Below are 19968 nucleotides of genomic sequence, written 5' to 3'. Positions count from 1 at the left end.
GGAACGGACATGGGGCCTTCGTTCCCAATCCCTGAAGGAAAGCCAGACAATGAGTCTTCTGGATGGACAACCGGGCGGCCTGGATCCGCTGCATGCGGATGTTATCACCGTGAGCACGCTGCTGGGTTTTCTCGCCACGCGAGTGGAGCTCCTGCAACCCGTCACCCTCCACTTCGAGTACGAGCCAGGCCCTACGCGAAGGACGCACGAAGCGGTGGTCCGCCGCCTGGATCAAGCCCTTTATTCAGCGGGCTTCGATTCGGGCGGCATCGGTGGCATCAAGGCTCAGGCGACCGAGCCCTACAACCCCCAGGATCCCAGGACCACGAGTGGCATTGCCATCACAGGGCGTCCCGGAGGGGCGGCGTCGGACGACAAGCACCGGCCCATGAGGGGCCTCAGCTCCATGGCGTTCGCGCAAGATCTTCTCCTGGGCTCGCGCCAGCAAGGCGCGGTGACCACCCAGGAGCGTGGCGCGTACTACGGCGTGGTGGATGACCCCGTCACGGAACAGGTGCGCATGGTTTCCACCGTCCGGAGACTCATCGACTACAACGGTCACGAGGGCAGACGGTGGAGTGCGCAGACGCAGTATCAGGGGGTGATCCGTGCCGGCCCGAATCCAGTCCTGGATCCGTCCTGGGGGTCCTTCGAGCGCGCAAACCTCATCCGTGGCTGGTCGGGCGATCGCATGGTGGTGGGGTATTGCCATGGGATGAACTGGGCAATCCAGCACTGCAAGCTGATTGGACCGTGGACCACTCCGTACGAGGTCGCGGTGGGGAACGCCACCACGAAGCTGGCCTCATGCTTCGGCTGCACGACGTTCATGTACGCGACAGGATATCCGCCCAGCGCAATCCATCTTGGCCGGGCGGAGTCGTGGGTCCCCCTTCCCACCACGCTGAAGGACAATCCAGACTTCAACTTCAGCGAAGACACGCGCATGATCCAGGGGTTGAATGATCTGTGGGCGAGAGATGTGGCGTCATATCTGGAGTTGGGGGCCGATATCGTGGCCGGCGCCGGTGTGTTCGAACAGGGCGTGAGGGACGTCGCGCGTCAGTTGTTGATGCAGGTCAAGTCGCGCATCAGCACCCATGGCAAGAGGGACGCCGCGAACCTGTTCCTTGATGCCCTGACTGTGCATGACTCGGAGACGAACCGGCTCGTGCGAGCACTCAAGAAGCCTCTGGTCTAGCAGGCGTGCGCGCAGCGGCAGGAGTTGGAGCTGCCGCCGCGCCTCCGGCGTGGTGCTGGGTGGGAGTGTATGGAGTCAGCCCAGGGGCAGCTCCACGACGAAGGTCGCGCCGTGGCCGGGCTGGCTCTCCACGCGCAGGGTGCCGTGGTGGGCTTCGACAATCTGTCTGGTGATGAAGAGGCCCAATCCCAGACCGCCGTAATGCCGTGTCGACACGGCGCGGGTGAATTTCTCGAAGATGGCCTGGAGGCTCCCCGGCGAGATGCCGATGCCTTCGTCCCTCACGCTCAGCCTCGCCCGGCCGTGGACCTGCTCCACGCGAATCGTCACCGGGTGGCCCGAGCCGTACTTCAGCGCGTTGGACAGCAGGCTGCTCGCCACCTGTTCCAGCCGGTGGCGGTCCCAGCGGCCCACGACACCGGGTGTCTCGTGGACGATGAGCTCGCAGCCCGCCTTCCCCGCCTGGGCCTGGAAGCGCTCCACCGCGTCGCGCACCACGTCCGCCAGGTCCACGTCCTCCAGTTGCAGCGGTGCGGAGGGGCCCGTGAGCTGCGTCACCTCCAGCAGGTCGTTGATGAGCGTGGTCATCTTCCTTATCTGCCCGGAGACGGTCTCCGCCGTCTTCACCACGCGCTCCCGCAGCGACTCCAGCGTCTGTTCCGCCTGCGCGTCCCTGACCAGGGATTGGAGCTTGAGCTGCAACGGCGTCAGCGGCGTCTTCAATTCATGCGACGCCACCGTCAGGAATTCGTCCCGGAGCGACACGGCGTGCTGGAGCTGGGCCTGTGTCTTTCTCAGCTCGGTGACGTCCTGGAGCGCCAGGAGGACCGCCTCCGGATGGCCGTGCTGGGCGGGCAGGGTGCCCGCCTCCACCAGCAAGGCGTAATGCCCCGTGGGCGTGTGCCAGACGACCGGCTCCGCGTGCACGGGATTGCCCCTCGCCGCGCGGATGCCGGGGATCTCCTCCATGGTCAGCTCGCGGCCCGCTTCGTCCGTGAAGCGGTGCGCGCCGCCCCTGTAGCTCTCCTCCCGCAGGCCCCCGGGGAAATCACCGCCGGCCATCTGCCGGGCCGCCTGGTTCGCGAAGATGATGCGGCCGGTCACGGGCTCCACCAGGATGATGGCCACGGGCGTCCGGTCCAGCATCGCCTCCAGCCACTGCTGCTGGTTCCTCAGGGACGCGGCGGACTCCTCCAGCTTCTTCCGGGCCTCCACCCGAACCGTCACGTCGACGGCGAACGACAGCACGGAGTCCACCTGGCCCCGCACGTCGCGCAGCGGCTGGTACGCCACGTCGAACTGCCGCGTCGACCGGGCCCCGTCGCCCTGGAAGTCGGCGGTGACCGGGACCTCTTTTTCGATGAACGCCTCGCCCTGGCGATAGGCCTTCTCCAAGAGCCGCGAGTACTCGACCCCCCGTTCGCTTTCGACGTCCTTGATGGAGGTGCCCAACAGGTCCGCGCCTCCCGACAGCACCTTGTAGAGGGGGTTCACCAGCGTGAAGACCTGCCGCTCGCCGGAGAGGATGGCGATGGACGCCGGGGCGCTGGTCAGCACGGAGCGCAGCCGCGCGCGCTCGTTCTCCACCTGGGCCTCCGCGTGCTTGCGCTCGGTGATGTCCTCCGCCGTGGACACCCACTCCCGGATGACACCCTGCTCTCCGAACACGGGCACCGCCCGGCCCACGACGTCCCGGTAGCCCCCCGCGTGGAAGCGCAGGCGGAACTCACCCCGGTAGGACGCCTTCGTGCGCAGGGACTCCACCCAGCTGCGCACCACGCGCTTGCGGTCGTCCGGATGGATGGCGGAAAGCCAGCCCAGCCCCAGGTGCTCCGCGTGGGTCTGGCCCGTGAAGGCCAGCCAGCGCGGCGCGGGCTCCACCACCTCGCCCCGGGCGTTGGTGGACCACACCGGCTGCGACATGGCCTCCACCAGTGAGCGGTAGCGCTGCTCGCTGGCCTGGAGCGCGTCGTGGGCCCTGCGCTGTTCGGTGACCTCCGACACGATGACGCCGATGCCCAGCAACACGCCGGCGTTGGTGCGCACCGGGTAGTAGCTGACGAGGAAGTGGCGCTCCATGCCCACCTCCTTCGAGGTGGCGCCCACCACCTCTATCGTCTGCGCGCTCCCTCCCTCCAGGATGCGCTGATACTGGGGACGGAGGGTGGGCCACATCTCCGGGACGATGTCCTGCACCTTGCGCCCCAGGTGCGCGGCGCGCGGGAGGCCATTCATGGCGGCGAGCGCGTCGTTGACCTGGACGAAGCGCTGCTCCATGTCCACCACCGCGAGGCCCACCGGCGTGCTCGCCACCAGCGTCTCGAGGAGCAGCCGGGAATGCGCGTCGGAGAGGGTATCGATGGTCTCCGGGTCGAAGCTTGCGCTGGGGCTCTCCACGCGCGCCTCCTTTGACCCCGGCCCTTCCCGGCGAGCTTGGAGGCAGGGCCTCGTAACGCCGCTTCCCACCATGGGAGTGGCCTGATCTGGAGGGTGTGCATCCCCGACCCCGGTGGGCAATCCACACCGGTCCGGAGGCGCGGCTGCCGCCTGGTCGGCACCCAATGACAGACAGGCAGCGGGCCGGGCCCTCCCATGGGCTTATGCACGCGGAGGGCCGGGCGCATCCTCGTCAACTGGCTTGGATTGCCAGGGCCAGCGCCTGTCGATCTCCACCTCCAGGGTGAAGCTGAGGAAGGTCCGGATGAGGACGATGAGGCCCAGGATGAGCACCTGCCGCAGCGAGGGCGCCCCCGCGACCGTGCGGATGATGTCCGCCGCCACGAGCAGCTCCAGTCCCAGCAGGATGGCGCGGCCCAGGTAGTGGCGAAGCTGCCGGTACGCCTCCCCCCGCCGCGGTCCCCGCACGTCCTGGAGGACGAGCGCCACGGACACCACCGTTCCCACCACCATCACGCCCACGCCCGAGGCGTCGAACAATTGGGCGGCCAGGGCCACCAGATCCTCGAATCGCATCCACCGCTCCCCCTCCGGCAAAGGTGGTTTGCGACGCAGCGGACAGCCACCGCGATCCACCCTCCCCTCGGGATGGGAGGCCCGTCGGAATAGACACACAAAATATCAAAGCAATACATGCGTGCAGTGTTGACGGCGGCTGGGCTCCTGATTCATTGTCGCCGCCCTTCGCGTGTCACAGCGGGAGTCGGGCGGTTTCCGAGGGGTGCCGGGGGGTGCCGTGACGCAGCAGCTTGAAGCCAGACATGACATTGCCCTGGAGGGTCGTTTCGCGTGATTCGCGAGATCCTCAGCGGACTGCTTTGGCAGGGCCGGGTGGCCTTGCGCAGCGGCGACGTGCGCGTCTTCGCCGCGCATGGCTACGTGGATGAAGGCTACCGGCCTTCGCGCGTGCCATTCCTCTCCGTTGTTGGCCCGCTGGGCTTGTTCCCCGAACCCGAGCGAGAGAACGGGCGCACGGGCGTCGCCACCTTCCGTGTGCCGGGCCACCTTGTCGGCAGGCCTCGCGCTTCCGCGGACAGCGTGCCGCCCAATGGCTCGCTCCAGCTGCGCCTGGATGGCCGTGCCACCGTCACCCTCACGGGGTTGCCGGGCGGCTCGTTTTCTTCCACCGCGACGGGCCCCGCGCTCGCTGACGCCATCAACGCGCGGCTGGCGGATGCGCTCACCGGTGGACTCTTCCAGGAGCCCACGGGCGCGCCGCTCACGGACCCGTTGCTGCTGGAGGCGCTCGCTGGCGTCATCGCGCGCTGGGACGTGGAGGGGAGCCGGCTCGCGATCAGCTCCGACGCGGGCATCCCCTCCATGGAGTTCCGCTCCAGCGTGGAGGTGCTGCCCGTCGCTGGTGGCATCGAGGGCCCTCTGGGCCTGGAGCCTCCGGAGCGCTCTCAAGAGGGCAGGGTGTTCCTCAGCAAGATCCGCGCGCCCAAGGCCATGGCCATCGACGTGCAGGTGGACCTGTGGGCGGGCTCGCAGGTGGACCTGGCGTCCATCATGGACACGGTGGCGCTCTCCATCCCCACGCGCGGACAGATGGTGCTGCGCCCGTCGCTGCTGGCCGAGGACGTGCCCGAAGGCGCCACGACGGTCCGCCTGCTGACGCGCGGCGAGCCCACCACGGCCCTGTCCCTGGTGCACCTGGAGGCCAGCGATCAGAACCTGGAGCGCGCGCGCGGCGGACGCGTGGACCTGACGCCCGGCGCGTCCTTCCTTCCTGCCGCCGAGGGCCTGCGCCTGTCCGGCACCGGCACCGCCTCCGTCCTCGTCTACCCGATGCCCGCCGTGCCCGACCCCTTCCACGCCGACAATCCGGCCCCGGACGGGCTGGCGCTGTCGGTGGGGCTGCGCGTCGCCGCTGGCGCCGTGGCCGCGCAGTCGTTGCCGGTGGCCGTGCTGATGGCGCAGGGGCAGCCCGTGCTGCGGCTCATCGTCCGCTACGAGCAGGTGGACACCCGGCCCATGGGCGAGGTGGTGGCCACCGCGACGCTGGCGCAGGCCACCGGGACGCAGGTCGCGGAGACGCGCTGGCGGCTTCCGGTGGAGCGGCTGGAGGCCGGCGTGGTGCTGCACGCGCGGCTGGAGGCGGGGGAGGGCGTGGTGTGGCTGTCGGCGGACGGGGTGCCGCAGCCGCTCCAGGACGCGGAGGCCACCCCCGCGCCGCCCGTCGCCGCGCCGGGCGTCACCGTCGCCGCGAGCGACATGGTGCTCACGCTGGGCGCGCAAGCGGGCACGCCGCTGGATTTCACCGTGGACCACGTGCACCTGGTGGCGGAGCCCGTGGGGCCGTTGGATCCGGCGCTGCGCCGCTCCGTCACGGCGGCCTCGCGCCTCAAGCCCGGCGACGTGGTGGTGCTGGGCTCGAGCGACGACGGCTACCGCGTGGGCAAGCAGCGCTTCCAGGCGCTGGTGCTGGGGCTGGATGGCGACCGCGTGACGCTCAGTCGCCCCGTGGAGGGCGCCTGGGCCCGGGGCCGCACGCTCGTGTTCCAGGAGGAGTGCTTCTTCTTCCAGACGCAGCTGCGCCGCCGCGACGACCTCTTGAACCACCTCTACCGCTGCTGCGTGGACTACCGGGTCTCCGCGCTGATGGACGAGCCGAACGCGCGCAGCACCGCACGCCTCGTCGAGACGCCGCGGGTGGATCTCATCGCGCGCGGTGCCGCGCGAGGCGCCAGCGGCCACCCGGGAACATCTGTCACCGAAGTCGATACCGCCAGGCGCGGGACCATCTGAAACCAGGAGGATGAACGTGGCTGAGCGACTGCATCCGGGCGTCTATGTCGAGGAGATCAGTGCCGGTGCGCGCCCCATTGAAGGGGTGGGCACGTCCACGGCGGCGTTCGTCGGACGCACGGCGCGAGGCATCCCGGCCCTGGCCTCGTTCGTCACCGGCTTCGCCGAGTACGAGCGGGCCTTTGGCGGACACGAGCCCGGGGAGGCGGGGCTCGTCGCGCAGGCGGTGGAGGCCTTCTTCGATTCGGGCGGGCGGCGCGCCTACGTCGTGCGCGTGCTGCCCTCCGACGCGGTGGGCGGCGTGTCCACGCCCCTGGTCGCGAGAGCGGGCGGCAGCCTCAATGCCCTCACGTTCCTGGCGCGGGGCGCGGGCGAGTGGTCCGACTACCTCCGCGTCAACGTGAGCGACTCCCTCAACTTCCCCAGCGAGGCGTTCCGCGTGGAGGTGATGTGGACGGAGGCCGGGGCCACGCGCCGCCTGGAGACGTTCGAGGACGTGCGCATGGACCCGTCCAGCGAGGACTATGTCGGCGACCGCATCAACGACATCTCCCGCTACCTCCGCGTGCGCGACGAGTTCCAGGTGGCGCTCGCCGCGAGGGCACCCGGCGCGGTGCTCGTCCCGGGCGTGCCTCCCCGGCTCAAGGCCGCCGTGCTCGCCAGCACGAAGTACAGCCTCTATGACGGCGGCAAGCTTCAGGTCTCCACCTGGGACGAGGCCCAGCCGGACCTGCCCCGCACGACGCTGGACGTCCCCATCACCCAGGCCCTGGTGGTGGCCGCCGTGCCGGCCGCCGCGTTCGTCAACGGCCGAGTGCAGCTGACCGCCACGGAGCTCAAGGCCTTCCTCACCCAGGCCGTCACCGCGGCGGGTCTCACCAACACCTTCGTCATCGGCGGCACGGACTCGCCGGAGATTTCGCTGAAGGTGGCCACCGGGCCCACGCTCACCATCCCCAAGCCCACGGGCGCGACGTACGACCTGGATCCGGAGGACGCGAAGGTCACCGTGGGCTCGCCGAGCGGCACCACGGTGGTGCCCATCCCCATCCTGGCGGTGGACAAGGGCGCGGTGACGCCCGCGGAGTTGAACCACTCGCTGAGCGTGGCGCTGGTCGGCAAGGTCGCGTCGGTGGTGACGGATGCGCAGGGCAACACCGTCATCACGGGCCTGGCCACGGCGGCGGGCACCTCCACGCTGTCGCTCTCCGCCACCGGCTTCACTGGCACCGCCGCCGCCGGCACGGCGGGCACGAGCGCGGAGTCCTTCGACGGGCTCCAGCTCTCCATCAGCGAAACGCTCCAGCCCACGGTGCCCACCATGCTCCGGCAGCTGGGCTTCGCGCCGCGCGCGCGTGGCTACTCGGATGACTCGCCCGCGAACCCGGTGGTGCGGCCGTCTTCTGTGACGAACCTGCGCCTCCTGGGCGGCGACGACGGGGCGGGCCTCCTGGACACGTCCGACTTCGCGGGCGACGCGAAGCTGCGCACGGGCCTGCACGCGCTGGACACGGAGGAGGTCAACATCGTGGCGCTGCCCGGCAAGAACGAGGTGTCGTTCATCGCAGCGGGCGTCGCGTACTGCGACAACCGGGGCGACTGCTTCTTCCTCGCGGACGGCCCCGGCGGCGTGGACAAGGACTTCGCGGTGGTGCCGGACGACGCGAAGCAGTTCGTGGAGGGGTTGCCCTCGCGCTCGAAGAACTCGGCCATGTTCTACCCGTGGATCCGCGTGGCGGACTCCGTGGGCGTGGGCCGCAACCCCACGCGGCTGGTGCCGCCGTCCGGCCACGTGGCGGGCCTCTTCGCGCGCACGGACACCACGCGTGGCGTCTGGAAGGCGCCCGCCGGCATCGAGGCGTCCCTCGCCAATGCGCTGGGCCTCCAGTACCCCGTCATCGACGCGGAGCAGGACCAGCTCAACCCGGCGAGCCTCAACTGCCTGCGCCAGTTCCCCGGCGTGGGGCTGGTGTCGTGGGGCTCGCGGACGCTGTCGCCGGACCCGGAGTGGCGCTACATCCCGGTGCGCCGCACCGCTCTCTTCCTCAAGGAGTCGCTGAGGCGCGGCCTGATGTGGGCGGTGTTCGAGCCCAACGACGAAGAGCTCTGGGGCCGCATCCGCGTCGCCATCGAGTCCTTCATGCTGGGGCTGTTCCGGCAGGGCGCGTTCCAGGGCAGCACGCCGGAAGAGGCCTTCAGCGTCGTCTGCGACCGGAGCACCAACCCGCAGGAGAACGTGGACGCGGGCATCGTCACCGCGCAGGTGGCCTTCGCGCCGCTGAAGCCCGCGGAGTTCGTGGTCATCGAAATCAGCCAGAAGAGCCTGCTGGCGGCCTGATGCCCACGCCCGTCCCCGCCAACGCCCGCAACCCGCTGCGGACCTTCCAATTCCGGCTCCGGATGAGCACGTCCGCGGCCGGCGACTACGTGGCGGGAGTGCGCACCGTGTCCGGCCTGTCCGTCAGCGTGGGCGCCTATGAGACGTGGGAGGGCGGCAACAACCTGCACCGCTACGCGCAGCCCCACAAGGTGAACTGGGAGCCGCTCGTGCTGGAGCAGGGGCTGGCGCTGGACGACACGCTGGAGCGCTGGGCGCGCGCGGTGCTGGAGTTCGCGCGCACCGGCAAGGCGCCCGGCGAGCCGGTGAAGCGCGACCTCTTCATCGACGTGTGGGACGCCTGGGCGCACCCCACGGACGTGCCGCCGCCCGGAGGCATGGAGGCGCGCATCCGCAGCTTCCACGTGCACAACGCGTGGGTGAGCAAGCTCCACGCCCTGCCCAAGCTGGACGCCATGGCGGGCGAGGTGGCGCTCCTGACGCTGGAGCTCACCCACGAGGGCTGGGAGCCGGTGCCCCGGCCCGTGCTGTCCATGCCCGCGACGAGCCTCCCGACGCCCTGACGTCCCCATTCGAGGAGTGAAGCCATGCCCCGATTCGTCGAATCCACGAAGCGCGACCCGTACCGCAACTTCAACTTCCGCGTGCTCTTCAACAACATCGAGGTGGCCGCGTGCCGGAAGATTTCCGGCATCACCGGCACCGTGGAGGTGGTGAAGTTCCGCTCCGGCAACAGCCCGTCCTCCGTGGACGAGCTGTCCCCGGGCCGGGTGCACTACGAGCCCCTCACGCTGGAGGCGGGCCTCACCCAGGACACGACGTTCCGGGACTGGGCCACCCAGCTCATCCGGCACGAAGCCACGCCCGGATTCCGCTCGGCGGAGCCGGACTTCCGGCGCACCGTGGAGATTCTCGTCTTCGACCTGGACTTCAACCGCGCGGTGAAGAAGTTCGTGCTGCGCAACGCGTGGGTCTCGAAGTTCACCGCGATGTCGGAGCTGGCCGCGGAGGCGAACGAGATCCTCATCGAGTCCCTGGAGGTCCAGCACGAGGGCTTCACGCTGGAGCCGGTGGTCTGACGTGCTCCTGGAACCTCCCATCCCGGTGCTGCTGCCGCACGGCCTCTTCGACGAGGACGGCCGCTGCCACCGCCAGGGCGAGCTGCGCCCGCTCACCGGCCGCGAGGAGTGGGCGCTGGCCCAGGCAGGCGAGCGTCCCGGCCAGCGCGCGGTGAGCGGATGGCTGGCGGCGTGTCTGGGACGGTTGGGGGATTACTCGCGCGTGGACGAGGAGCTGGCGGCCTGCCTCACGCGTGGAGACCGGCACCACCTGGCGCTGCACCTGCGGGCCCGGATGTACGGGGACCGGGCGACGCTGGTGGCGCGCTGCCCCGCGCCTGGATGCGAGGCGATGGCGGACGTGGACGTGCGGCTCTCCGCGCTCTCTCCGGAGCGGGTGGACGCGGCGCCGGAGGTGCTCATTGTGGCGCTGCCAGAGGGACGGGCGGAGGTGCGCGAGCCCACGGGCGAGGACGACGCGCTGCTCGCGGAAGTGCAGGGCACGCGGGAGGAGCGGTCCGCGCTCCTGTGGTCGCGGCTGGTGGTGGTGGATGGGCAGACGTTGACGCCTTCCGCGTGGCTGGCCCTGCCCGCGCGCTCACGGCACGCGGTGGCGCTGGCGTTGGCGGACGGCACGAGCGCTCCGGACCTGGGGCTGCTGGCGCGCTGTCCGAAGTGCTCCGCGTGGTTGGAGCTGGAGCTGGATCCGTTCTCGCTGCTGGCTCGCGAGCTGCGGGGCGGCGCGGCGCGATTGGAGACGGAGGTGCACGTGCTGGCCTTCCACTACCACTGGTCGGAGGCGGACATCCTGGCCCTGCCGCGGGCCCGGCGGTGGCGCTACCTGGAGCTGCTTCGCAACGAGTTGGAAGGCCGTCCGCTCGTGGATGGCTGGAGCTGACGAGAGGACGCGCACGCCATGGCCCCACCCCCGGTGCAAGGACAGGTCGGACTCACCCGTCGCGAGATGGAGCGTGAGCTCGCGTGGATGCTGCGCAGCGTCCCGGACAACCCCAAGGAGTTCGTGAAGCTGTTCACCCAGACGGTGGTGGCGCTGATGGACAAGAACAACGAAGCCATTGCCCGGAGCCTCGCTCAGCGCGAGCCGCCCGGCGCTCGGGGCAATGGATGACGCGCAACCTGGATCCGACGCTCATCGCGTTCGATCAGCAGCTCCAGAAGGGCATGCTGGTGACGCTGCCGCCGTCGTCCGCCGACCCGAAGGCCGCGTCGGGCGTGATCGCGCTGCGCTTCCAGTACAACCCGGAGACGGTGACGCGCACGCGCGCGGGCCAGTGGGAGACGAAGCCCGGCAAGACGCCCGAGCAGACCAAGATCCTCACCGACGGTCAGCGCGGCGGCGGCCTGCACGCCAAGAGCGAGACCATTGCCCTCAAGCTCGTCTTCGACGTGACGGAGGCGCTGCTGCGCGACACGAAGGGGGAGGGCATCCAGGGCGTGCTGCCGGAGCTGGCCATGCTGGAGGGCATGGCGCTGGGCAAGGACCAGACGGGGGACGAGGAGAAGAAGCCCGCGACGAAGCTCGTCTCGCTCAACCCCACTGAGCTGCTCCTGATGCTGGGGCCGCGCACCTTCCCGGTGGTCATCACGGGGATGACCATCGTGGAGCAGCGCTTCGACCCGGCGTTGTTCCCGCTGCGCGCGGAGGTGGACCTGCGCATGCGCATCCTGGAGGTGGGGGAGAACGCGGCGAACAGCAAGGTGGAGCAGGCGTTCGCGAACCTGCGCGACCAGCGCCTGCGGATGGAGGACCTGGCGGCGGTGAAGGGCGCGGACGCGAGCACCCTCATCGCGCAGGCCCTGGCGCCGCAGGTGAAGCTCAACGGGGCGAGCTGAAGAGACGGCCATGAGCGACCCTTCCTCGCGACACAAGGACCTGCCGACGTACGCGGTGCCGCTGGGGCCGGAGGGCGCCACGGTGTCGCTGTACGTGCCCCGCGTGGCTCCGAGCGTGCCCACGTCCCTGTTGCACAAGGTGGTGGCGGGGGACCGGTTGGACCTGCTCGCGCAGCGCTACTTCAGCGACCCGTATCAGGCGTGGCGCATCGTGGACGCCAACCCCACCTTCGAGCCCGAGGCGCTCCTGGAGCCGGGAACGGTGCTGTTCATCCCGGAGAAGCCCTGATGGCGGATCAGCGCGCGGCGTTCCTCCAGCTGTGGATCGACGGGCAGCCCATGACGGACGCCCGCGGCCGGGTGTCGCGTCTGGAGGTGGACGAGCGCACCGACGACGCGTCCTCCTTCCACCTGTCCCTGGACATGGCGCCCACGGACTCGGGGGACTGGGACGCGCTGGCGGACGGGCGCTTCGCGCTGCTCAAGCGCGTCACCATCAGTTTCGGGCTGGGCGCTCCGGACAGCGAGGCGCCGGACGTGCAGGAGGTGGTGTTCGACGGCTACATCACCGCGGTGGAGCCGTACTTCGGCCCCTCGCGCATGCCGGACTCGTCGCTGGAGGTGTACGGGCTGGACGCGTCGTGCCTGATGCACCTGGAGGAGCGCACGCGCTCGTTCAGCGGGCTGTCCGACGCGGGCATCGTGCGGCAGCTGTACGGTGAATACGGCTTCGCGCTGGACGTGCAGGAGACGGCGCCCGTGCGCGACCCGGCGCGGGCGGTGGTGCTCCAGCGCGGAACGGATGCGTCGCTCCTCCGGTGGCTCGCGCGGCGCAACGGCTTCGAGGTCTTCGTGGAGCGCAAGCAGGGGCCGGTGGGCGCGGGCGCCAACGCGGCGCCGGAGAGCGTGGGCCACTTCCACCTGCCCCGGCCAAATGGTCCGAAGCAGCCGGACCTGTCGCTCATTCCTCGCTCCACGCCGACCGTCATTGAGCTCAAGGCGCGCTGGGAGAGCCACCGCCCCACGGAGCTGCATGGCGAGCACATCGACGAGCGGACGCGGCGGATCCGCTCCGCCACGGTGACGGCGCCTCGCTTCCCGCGCATGGGGCCCACGAGCCGAGCGGACATCCTGAAGGCGCGCATGGCGGCGGTGCTGCCGAAGCGGCCCCAGACGAAGGCAGTGGGCCTGCAGTACGTGGACGTGCCGCACGACGTGCCGGAGGTGGAGAACCTGGCGTGGTCGGACTACCGCGAGGCGGACTGGCTCGCGGAGGCGAACGGCACGGTGCAGGGCCTGCGCTACGAGCGCATCCTTCGCGCCCGGCGTCCGGTAGGGCTCGTGGGGGCGGGCAAGCTGATGGATGGCACCTGGTACGTGCGCGGCGCTCGGCACCGCTGGGTGTGGGCGGAGGCGCTGGCCCGCTACGAAGTGGACGTGGACCTGGCGCGCGACGCGCTCAACGGGGTGGCGTGATGGGGCGCGGCCTGAACTTCCCCTTCCAGTTGGGAGACCTGGGCACTCCGCGCACGGTGGGTCCCTCGCAGGTCATCCGCCAGCAGTTGGAGCAGTTGCTCTTCACGCTGCCCGGGGAGCGGGTGAACCGGCCGCGCTTCGGATGCGGCGTGCAGCGAATGGTGTTCGGCGCCGCGAGCCCGGAGGCCGCCGCCACGGCCGAGTACATCATCCGCCTCAACGTGCAGGAGTTCATGCGCGACCAGGTGCGCCTGGACGCAGTGAAGGTGAGCGCCGAGGACGCCACGCTCTACGTGGACATCCTCTACACGCTGCTGGCGACGGGCGAGGAACACGCGGAGCTGTTCCGCCGGGACCTGGAGGCGCCGCCGTGAGCGCGCGGGTCCTGACATTGCCGCTGGAGGCGTCGCTCGCGGAGGCACAGGCCGCGTTGGAGACCACTCCGCCGGGCGAGGTGGAGTGGGTGCTGCCCGTGGGCGAGGGCGTGCTCACCACGAACTTCGTCATCGGCACGCCCGCGCACGCGCTGCGGCTCACGGGCGGTCCGGGCGTGACGCTGAAGCTCGACGGCGGGACGCTCGAAGTCACGGGGCTCGTCACCGGATTGTCGGGCGTGACGGTGGTGGCGGTGGACGCCGGGCTGGTCCTCCTGGGGGCGCGGGTGGAGGTGTCGGACGTCACGGTGAGCGCCACGGCGTCGGGGGATTGCGCGGCGATGAGCGTGGAGACGCCGGACGGCACGGTGGTCATCGACTCGCTCACGGTGACGCAGGCGAAGGGCGAGGTGGCGACGGGGCTCCGGTTGCTGGCGACGGAGGCCCGCGTCACGGGCCTGTCCGTGGACGGCGTGAGGGCCACGGTGGGGGATGCCTTCGGCGTGCGGGCGGTCTGCCAGCGTTCGCAGTGGGCGGACGTGGCGGTGCGCAACGTCATGGGCATGGAGACGGGCGTGGGCCTGGAGCTGGCGGGCTTCACCCGTGCGGACCTGTCCGGGCTCACGGTGTCGCAGGTCTCCGGGCCGAACGCGACCGGAGCGCGGGTGCTGGTGGCTCGGGAGGAGGGCGAGGGCCTGTCCATGGTGGACGTGTCCGTGAGCGAGGTGGATGCGTTCGGGGTGCAGTGGAGCATCGGGCTCTTGGTGGCCTCGGCGGGCGTGCTCCAGGTGCGTGGCTTCACCGTGCAGCGGGTACAGGGCGGGTTCCCGATGGGCGTGCTCGCATTGGGTGGGCGGAGCATCGAAGTGGCCATGGGCCAGGTGGAGGATGTCTCCGCCGGAACGCGCGCCACGGGCATGCGGGTGCTGGGGGGACCTTCGCTGGAGCCGGTGGTGGTTCGTGACGTGGAGGTGAGCCGTGTGTCAGCGGCGCCTGTTCCGGTGTCCGCGCAGCCCGAAGCGTCCTGGTCGGACTGGCTCATCGCCGCGTTGGATGCACTGTCTGCTTCGGTCGTGGGGCCGCTGACGCTGCCTGCGTTTCCCACCGATGCGGACGTCGTGGGACTGCACGTGGCCGCGCCGCTGGGTGGCCTGGAGCCGGTGCTGGACGTGGGCACGCCGGGGGAGATCGCCGTCGAGGACTGCTCCCTCTTCGTCATCACCGGCACCGCGTTGCAACTGGAGGGCGGACTGCGCACGGCGCTGGTGCGACGCACCGAGGCCTGGACGTCGGTGCACGCGGGCTGGCTCCAGGCGGAACAGCTGTTGCTCGCGCAGCTCACCTGGCACCGGCATGCGCATGGGCTGCGGCTGGGGCCCGGGGAGATTCGCGCCTACGACTCGCTCTTCACGGCCATCGTGGGCGCGCCGTTCGTGCTGGAGCCGGACGCGGAGCTGTCCGCCTCTCCCGCGCTGTTCGCTCAGGGCGCGGCCCCGCCGTTCCTGGAGGTGGGGCCACTGCCGTATCGGACGCCGGGGACTCCGGAGATTCCTCCGGTGTTGCTCACTGGCGGCCTGCCGCCCCCGGAGACCGTGGACCTGCGGCTGGTTCCGGATGCTGCCATCTCGCGGGCGGCCGTGCCGGTTCCGGGCGATGGTCCTCGCGACCCGCCGCCATTCATTGGCGCGTGGGCTCCGGACGTCGTGCCAGGCTGTGACGTGAGGGATCCGCAGCCGCGCCCGTGGCTCGCGGCCCCGGAGCGTCCGGCGCCTGGCGCGCTGGTGGACTACCAGGCTCGCGATGCGCAGTCGTTGCTGGCGGTGATGCTGGAGCGGGCTCGCACGGTGATGTCGCCGTGGGAGGACCGGGGGCCCGCGGACTTCACGACCATGTTGCTGGAGGCCGTGGCCGCGCAGCTGGACTCGCTGGCGTACCAGCAGGAGCGCGCGGTGGTGGAGGGCTTCCTGGAGGACGCCCGGTTGCGGCGCTCCGTGGAGGACCACGCGCGCGGACTGGATTACGTGCCGGATCCGGGGCTCTCCGCCACGGTGATGCTGCGGTTCCGATTGGATCCGGAGGCGCTCGCGGCGCTGGTGAAGGCACGGCTGGAGGAACTGAATCTGTCGGTGCTTCCGCCCGGCACCACCGCGCTGGAGTTCCTCACCGGTGGCGGCGTGCTGGAGATTCCCGCTGAAACGCTGGTGGCGAATGTCTCCACGGACGAGCACTCGCTGGTGTTCGTCACCGAGTCGCCCCTGTCGTACTTCCCCCGGCTGGAGACCGTGACGCTCGCGGAGTCCGTGCAGCTGGGGGACACGGGCGCGACACTCGCGGGGCTGTACCCGGAGCTGGAGCCCGGCCGGTGGCTGATCCTCTACCGGGGCCGCGGCGAGAGCGGGCACGTGGTGCGAGTGACGTCTGTAGCGCTCGCCACCGATACGACCTTCGTCGGGTGGGATCCCCGCAGGTTCGCGCCGGAGGTGTTCCTGGCGCCGGGAGACCCCGCACCCGGGCCTCGCGCGACGGTGCTGGGCAACGTGGTGCCCGCGCATCACGGGCTGCCGGTGACGCCGCTTCCAGAGGGCTTCGAGGCGGACTCGGCGGAGCCCTTCGCGCGCAGCCTCGCGCAGTGGCGTGCGTTGTTGTCCCCGGTCGTGGACGGCAGCGAGGAGCGTGAGTTCGCCCTGCCGTTCCATCCGGTCAGCGTCCAGGCCTTCGGGTATCCACTGCCGGAGGAGACGTCGCGGCGCGGGACGCCCCAGCTCCAGGTGAGCGTGGAGGACGACCCCTGGACGCTGGTGGACGACCTGTCCATCCAGGGGCCGGGGGATGAGGTGTTCGTGCTGCGCGCGACCCCCACGGGTGGCGCCAGCCTGCGCTGGGGCGACGGCGTCAACGGCGCCGTGCTTCCGCCCCGGGAGACGACGCTGGGACTGTCGCTGCGCGTGGGGTTGGGGACGGTGGCCAACGTGGGGGAGGGCGTGCTCACGCGGTTGCTCCAGGTGCCGTTGGATCCGCAGCGCTCCGCGTCCGCGGGCGAGCTGCTGGCCCAATCGATGGACGACGTGCGCGCGTTGGTGCGCGTGGACAACCCGCTGCCCGCGGTGGAGGGACGCGACGCGGAGTCGCTCGACTCCATTCGCTACCGCGCACCGGCGGGTGTGTCGCAGCCGCTGTCCGCCGTCACGGTCGACGACTACGTGCGGATGCTCCAGCAGATGCCGGAGGTGGCGGGGGCCTCGGCGCGCGCCGTGGACCGGGACCTGCGCACGGTCATCCGCGTGACGGTGTTGCTGCGCGACGAGGACACGCTCGACCGCGACGAGCTGCTGCGCCGATGGGCGGGGGTGCGCAGTCGCCTGGAGGAAATCCGCCTGCTGGGCGTGGACGTGGAAGCGCTGCCGCCCAAATGGGTGCCGCTCGACTTGGACCTGGAGGTGGATGCCTCGCCGCATGCGCAGGCCGACCAGGTGCGCGACGCGGTGGTGGGCGCCATCGCTGGGGACGGCGGCCTGTTGGATCCGGACCGCTCTGGCCTGAACGGCGATGTGCAGCTCGCGGACCTGTACCAGGCGGTGCTGCGCGTCCCGGGCGTGACGGCGGTGCGGGTGAAGCGCTTCCGCCGGCTGGAGCCACAATCGCAGGAGCGGCTGGAGGCGGGCGTCATTCCCATTGGACCCGACGAGGTGGCCACTGCCCGGGGTGGTTACTGGCCGGGTTCGGAAGGCGTCCTCACCGTGCAGGTGTGCGGAGGGCTGCGATGAGCCGCGTTCCCTCCACGCACCAGGCGCTGACGCATGAGCAGCTCCGCACCCGGCTGGGCGAGTCGGCGCGCACCGTCTTCACCCGGCTGGACGAGGCGCCCACGTGGAATCCGCTCGCGTACGCGGCGCCATCGTCGGTGGACCTGGGGCGGGGGCTGCTGGACAGCGTGGCGCTCGCGCTGCACGTGCTGTGGACGTATCAGCAGGCGTGGGCGGAGGAGAGCTTCCTCGCCACCGCGCGGCTGGAGGACTCCGTCTCCAAGCTGCTCGGGCACATCGGTTATCGGCCGAGTCCGGGCACCGCGGCGGTGGGGCTCCAGCACTTCCGCTGCAAGGCGAACGTGCGCGGCACGCTGTCGCCGGGAACGGCGGTGAATTCAGCGGCGGAGGGGGAAGAAACCGCCGCCGTGTTCGAGACGCTCGCGCCGCTGCGCCTGCTGCCGGAGCTCAACGAACTGCGTGCGTTCCTGCCTCCTCCGGTTGGAGCGGGGACAGGAACTGGAACCGGGACGGGGACGGGAACAGGTGGAGGCACGGGGACGGGTGGAACGGGTGGGGGAACCGGTGCGCCTTCAGGCGAGGCGGGTGAGCCCGGGGCTCCTGCTCCCACGGGCGGCATCTTCGGGCCCGGCTCGGTGGTCGCGGGGCTCCAGGATCGCATCGAGGTGCAGCGCCACGGGCCGCTGGAGGAACGGCAGGTGGCTCGCGCCAAGCAGGATGCTCGCAAGCTGGCGTCGTTGATGAAGACGCTGGACCTGGGCGGGGATGCGGCGTGCAAGAGCACGCTGGACGCGCTCTGCGAACAACTGTGCGAGGCCCAGAAGGTCGTGGCGCAGGCGGTGCCTCCGCCCGGCCGTCCCGTGGGCGCGTTGTCCGAGTCGCAGGAGATCCTAGCCCGCCAGCTCCGCAACCTGCAGAAGCGGCAGGCGGACGCACTGGCCGCGTTGGAGGAGGCGCTGGCCCCGTGCGCGGACGAGGACCCGACCGTGCACGCGGTCCGGTTGGACAAGATGGTCACGTTCCTGGATGCCTTCGTGAACAGCCTCATCCAGGAGGCGCGGGATCAACTCGTCATCCTCAAGGGCAGTGAGGCGCTGAACCGGGCGGACCAGGCCTTCGGCGCGGAGGCGGGAGTGGCCCGGCCGCTGGGCGTGGCGGCATCTGGAACGGACACCCTCTACCTGCTGCCACTGATGGATGCCTCCGGGCTCACCTCGCAGGAACCGCCGGTGCGGCCAGGAGACTGGTTCGTGCTGGCGGAGGACGTGGAGCGTCTGGGCCCCGGAGGAGCGAAGGGCACGGAGCGGATCTACCGCGAAGCACTGCGAGTGCTGCGCGTCCGCACGGAGGTTCCGCCCGGTCAGCGCACGCCGATGACGCAGGTGACGTTCCAGCCGCCGCTGTCGCGCGCGTACGCGTTGGACGGCGTGGTGCTGCTGGGAAACAACATGCTCGTCAGCGAGGGCTCCACTGTGGAGGAGGTCGCCGTTCCCGCGTTGGATCTGCGCACGGTGTCACTGCTGCATGAGCCGGTGACCTGGTTGCGCGATCCGAGCCGCGCGGGAGGCCGCCGGCCGGAGGTGTCCCTGACGGTGGGGGGACGCGCGTGGCATCCGGTGGATTCGTTGTTGGACGCCGCGCCGGATGAGTTGGCCTTCTCGGTGGAGTCGCTGCCGGCCGGGGCCGCGCGGCTGCGCTTCGGGGAAGGGGACCACGGCTCGGCGTTGCCCCTGGGCGCGGAGGTGCGGGTCCGCTACCGGGTTGGCAGAGGGACAGGAGGCAACCGGGCCGCGCTGCGGCTGCTGGCGATGGCGAGCCCGCATCCCTGCGTGGAGAAGACGTTCAACCCGCTGCCGCTGGCCGGAGGAACGGATCCGGAGGCACCAGCGCTGGCGCGCGTGCGAGGGCCCGCCACGGTGGGCGCGATGGACCGCGCCGTGTCGCTCTCGGACGTGCAGGCGCTGACGTTGGTGTTCGACGGCGTGCACCGCGCGAACGTGTTCCGGGATGGCGTGCGCCGCCGTTCGTTGAAGGTGGTGGTGGCCGGGCCGGAAGGAGCAGCCCTGGGCGCAGCCGATCTGGAAGCGCTCCACGCGCATCTGGCGGCACGGGTGGCGCCGAAGGTGGAGCTGAACCTGATCAACCGGCAGCGTGTGGAAGTGCGGCTGCGGGTGCTGCTGCGCGTGGTGAAGGGGGCGGATCCGGTCGCGGTGCTTCAAGAGACGCGCCTGCGGCTGGGCGTGGACCGAGACCCGGAGCGTGAGCCTGGTCTGCTGGATCCGGATCGCGTGGAGCTGGGACAGGACCTGCAGTTGTCGGACGTGTACGGCGCGCTCGCGGAGATCACGGGCCTGCGCTCGGTGGTGGTGCAGCGGCTGCATCGCGAAGGCACGCCGCCAGCCCTCTTCGAGCGCATCGTCACCGCTCCCGGCGAGCTGCTGGCCTGGGCCCCGCCGTCTGGAGAAAGCGATGGCGTCGCGCTCACCTACGAGGAGGCCCAGGACCTATGAGCCCCGCCTCGACGCGCCCGACCGGCCCCCGCCCCAGGCCCGCGGACAAGGGGTCAGTCTCCGTGGCTGAGAAAGAGGGAACCCTGCGTGGACTCCCGGCTGCGGCGCACCGCAAGAACCTGTCCGACAGTCGGACAGGATTGGAGGACCGAGGCCGGGGACCTCCGCGCCCGCCGCGCAGTGAAAAC

Annotated in this window: 15 protein-coding genes; 13 read left to right on the top strand and 2 right to left on the bottom strand. The window is 70.7% G+C overall.

The genetic code is table 11. From position 1 onward, the window contains the following. Positions 1-49: 49 nt before the first annotated feature. Positions 50-1201 (top strand): hypothetical protein, encoded by a 1152-nt coding sequence (locus D7Y11_RS00255; RefSeq protein ID WP_120574491.1) that lies wholly within the window; start codon positions 50-52, stop codon positions 1199-1201. A gap of 75 nt (positions 1202-1276) precedes the next feature. Here the strand turns inward: D7Y11_RS00255 and D7Y11_RS00250 are convergent, their stop codons facing one another. Together D7Y11_RS00250 and D7Y11_RS00245 are read right to left on the bottom strand one after the other, a co-directional pair. Continuing rightward, the gene (locus D7Y11_RS00250) at positions 1277-3598 is read right to left on the bottom strand and encodes a PAS domain S-box protein (RefSeq protein WP_158624258.1); all 2322 of its coding nucleotides are present in this window, start codon (positions 3596-3598) and stop codon (positions 1277-1279) included. Between the two features lie 201 nt (positions 3599-3799). Beyond that, on the bottom strand, positions 3800-4174 hold the full coding sequence (locus D7Y11_RS00245) for a DUF1622 domain-containing protein (RefSeq protein WP_120574493.1): 375 nt from the start codon (positions 4172-4174) through the stop codon (positions 3800-3802). 273 nt (positions 4175-4447) lie between these two features. Between D7Y11_RS00245 and D7Y11_RS00240 the strand changes: the two genes are divergently transcribed. The 12 genes from D7Y11_RS00240 to D7Y11_RS43125 are packed head-to-tail and all read left to right on the top strand — an operon-like array spanning position 4448 to position 19780. Then, positions 4448-6406, top strand: a complete 1959-nt coding sequence (locus D7Y11_RS00240; RefSeq protein ID WP_126932729.1) for a hypothetical protein — start codon at positions 4448-4450, stop codon at positions 6404-6406. Positions 6407-6422: 16 nt separating this feature from the next. Next, entirely contained in the window at positions 6423-8744 is a 2322-nt protein-coding gene (locus D7Y11_RS00235; protein ID WP_158641879.1) for a phage tail sheath subtilisin-like domain-containing protein, read from the top strand. Further along, complete coding sequence (locus D7Y11_RS00230; RefSeq protein WP_126932727.1) at positions 8744-9307, top strand: phage tail protein; 564 nt, start codon at positions 8744-8746, stop codon at positions 9305-9307. Before D7Y11_RS00235 ends, D7Y11_RS00230 begins: the two co-directional genes overlap by 1 nt. 24 nt (positions 9308-9331) lie before the next feature. Continuing rightward, positions 9332-9823 (top strand): phage tail protein, encoded by a 492-nt coding sequence (locus tag D7Y11_RS00225; protein WP_120574497.1) that lies wholly within the window; start codon positions 9332-9334, stop codon positions 9821-9823. A 1-nt stretch (position 9824) separates the two neighbouring features. Continuing rightward, the gene (locus tag D7Y11_RS00220) at positions 9825-10700 is read left to right on the top strand and encodes a hypothetical protein (protein ID WP_126932726.1); all 876 of its coding nucleotides are present in this window, start codon (positions 9825-9827) and stop codon (positions 10698-10700) included. An 18-nt stretch (positions 10701-10718) separates the two neighbouring features. Next, entirely contained in the window at positions 10719-10931 is a 213-nt protein-coding gene (locus D7Y11_RS00215) for a hypothetical protein (RefSeq protein WP_126932725.1), read from the top strand. Next, positions 10928-11656: a hypothetical protein gene (locus tag D7Y11_RS00210; RefSeq protein ID WP_120594165.1), complete on the top strand. Its 729-nt coding sequence runs from the start codon at positions 10928-10930 to the stop codon at positions 11654-11656. Before D7Y11_RS00215 ends, D7Y11_RS00210 begins: the two co-directional genes overlap by 4 nt. Positions 11657-11666: 10 nt before the next feature. Beyond that, on the top strand, positions 11667-11945 hold the full coding sequence (locus D7Y11_RS00205; RefSeq protein ID WP_120574501.1) for a LysM domain-containing protein: 279 nt from the start codon (positions 11667-11669) through the stop codon (positions 11943-11945). Continuing rightward, positions 11945-13132: a phage late control D family protein gene (locus D7Y11_RS00200; protein WP_120594164.1), complete on the top strand. Its 1188-nt coding sequence runs from the start codon at positions 11945-11947 to the stop codon at positions 13130-13132. Before D7Y11_RS00205 ends, D7Y11_RS00200 begins: the two co-directional genes overlap by 1 nt. Next, on the top strand, positions 13132-13506 hold the full coding sequence (locus D7Y11_RS00195; RefSeq protein ID WP_121751450.1) for a GPW/gp25 family protein: 375 nt from the start codon (positions 13132-13134) through the stop codon (positions 13504-13506). The genes D7Y11_RS00200 and D7Y11_RS00195 overlap by 1 nt, the downstream gene beginning before the upstream one ends. After that, entirely contained in the window at positions 13503-17270 is a 3768-nt protein-coding gene (locus D7Y11_RS00190; protein WP_126932724.1) for a baseplate J/gp47 family protein, read from the top strand. The genes D7Y11_RS00195 and D7Y11_RS00190 overlap by 4 nt, the downstream gene beginning before the upstream one ends. Further along, the gene (locus D7Y11_RS43125; protein ID WP_158641878.1) at positions 17267-19780 is read left to right on the top strand and encodes a hypothetical protein; all 2514 of its coding nucleotides are present in this window, start codon (positions 17267-17269) and stop codon (positions 19778-19780) included. The genes D7Y11_RS00190 and D7Y11_RS43125 overlap by 4 nt, the downstream gene beginning before the upstream one ends. Positions 19781-19968 lie beyond the last annotated feature (188 nt).

Origin of the sequence: Corallococcus sp. AB018, from assembly GCF_003986945.1 — a bacterium.
Classification (GTDB): Bacteria; Myxococcota; Myxococcia; order Myxococcales; family Myxococcaceae; genus Corallococcus; species Corallococcus exiguus.
The sequence above is the reverse complement of the archived record's forward strand: the minus strand, read 5'-3'. Positions and strand labels throughout refer to the sequence as shown.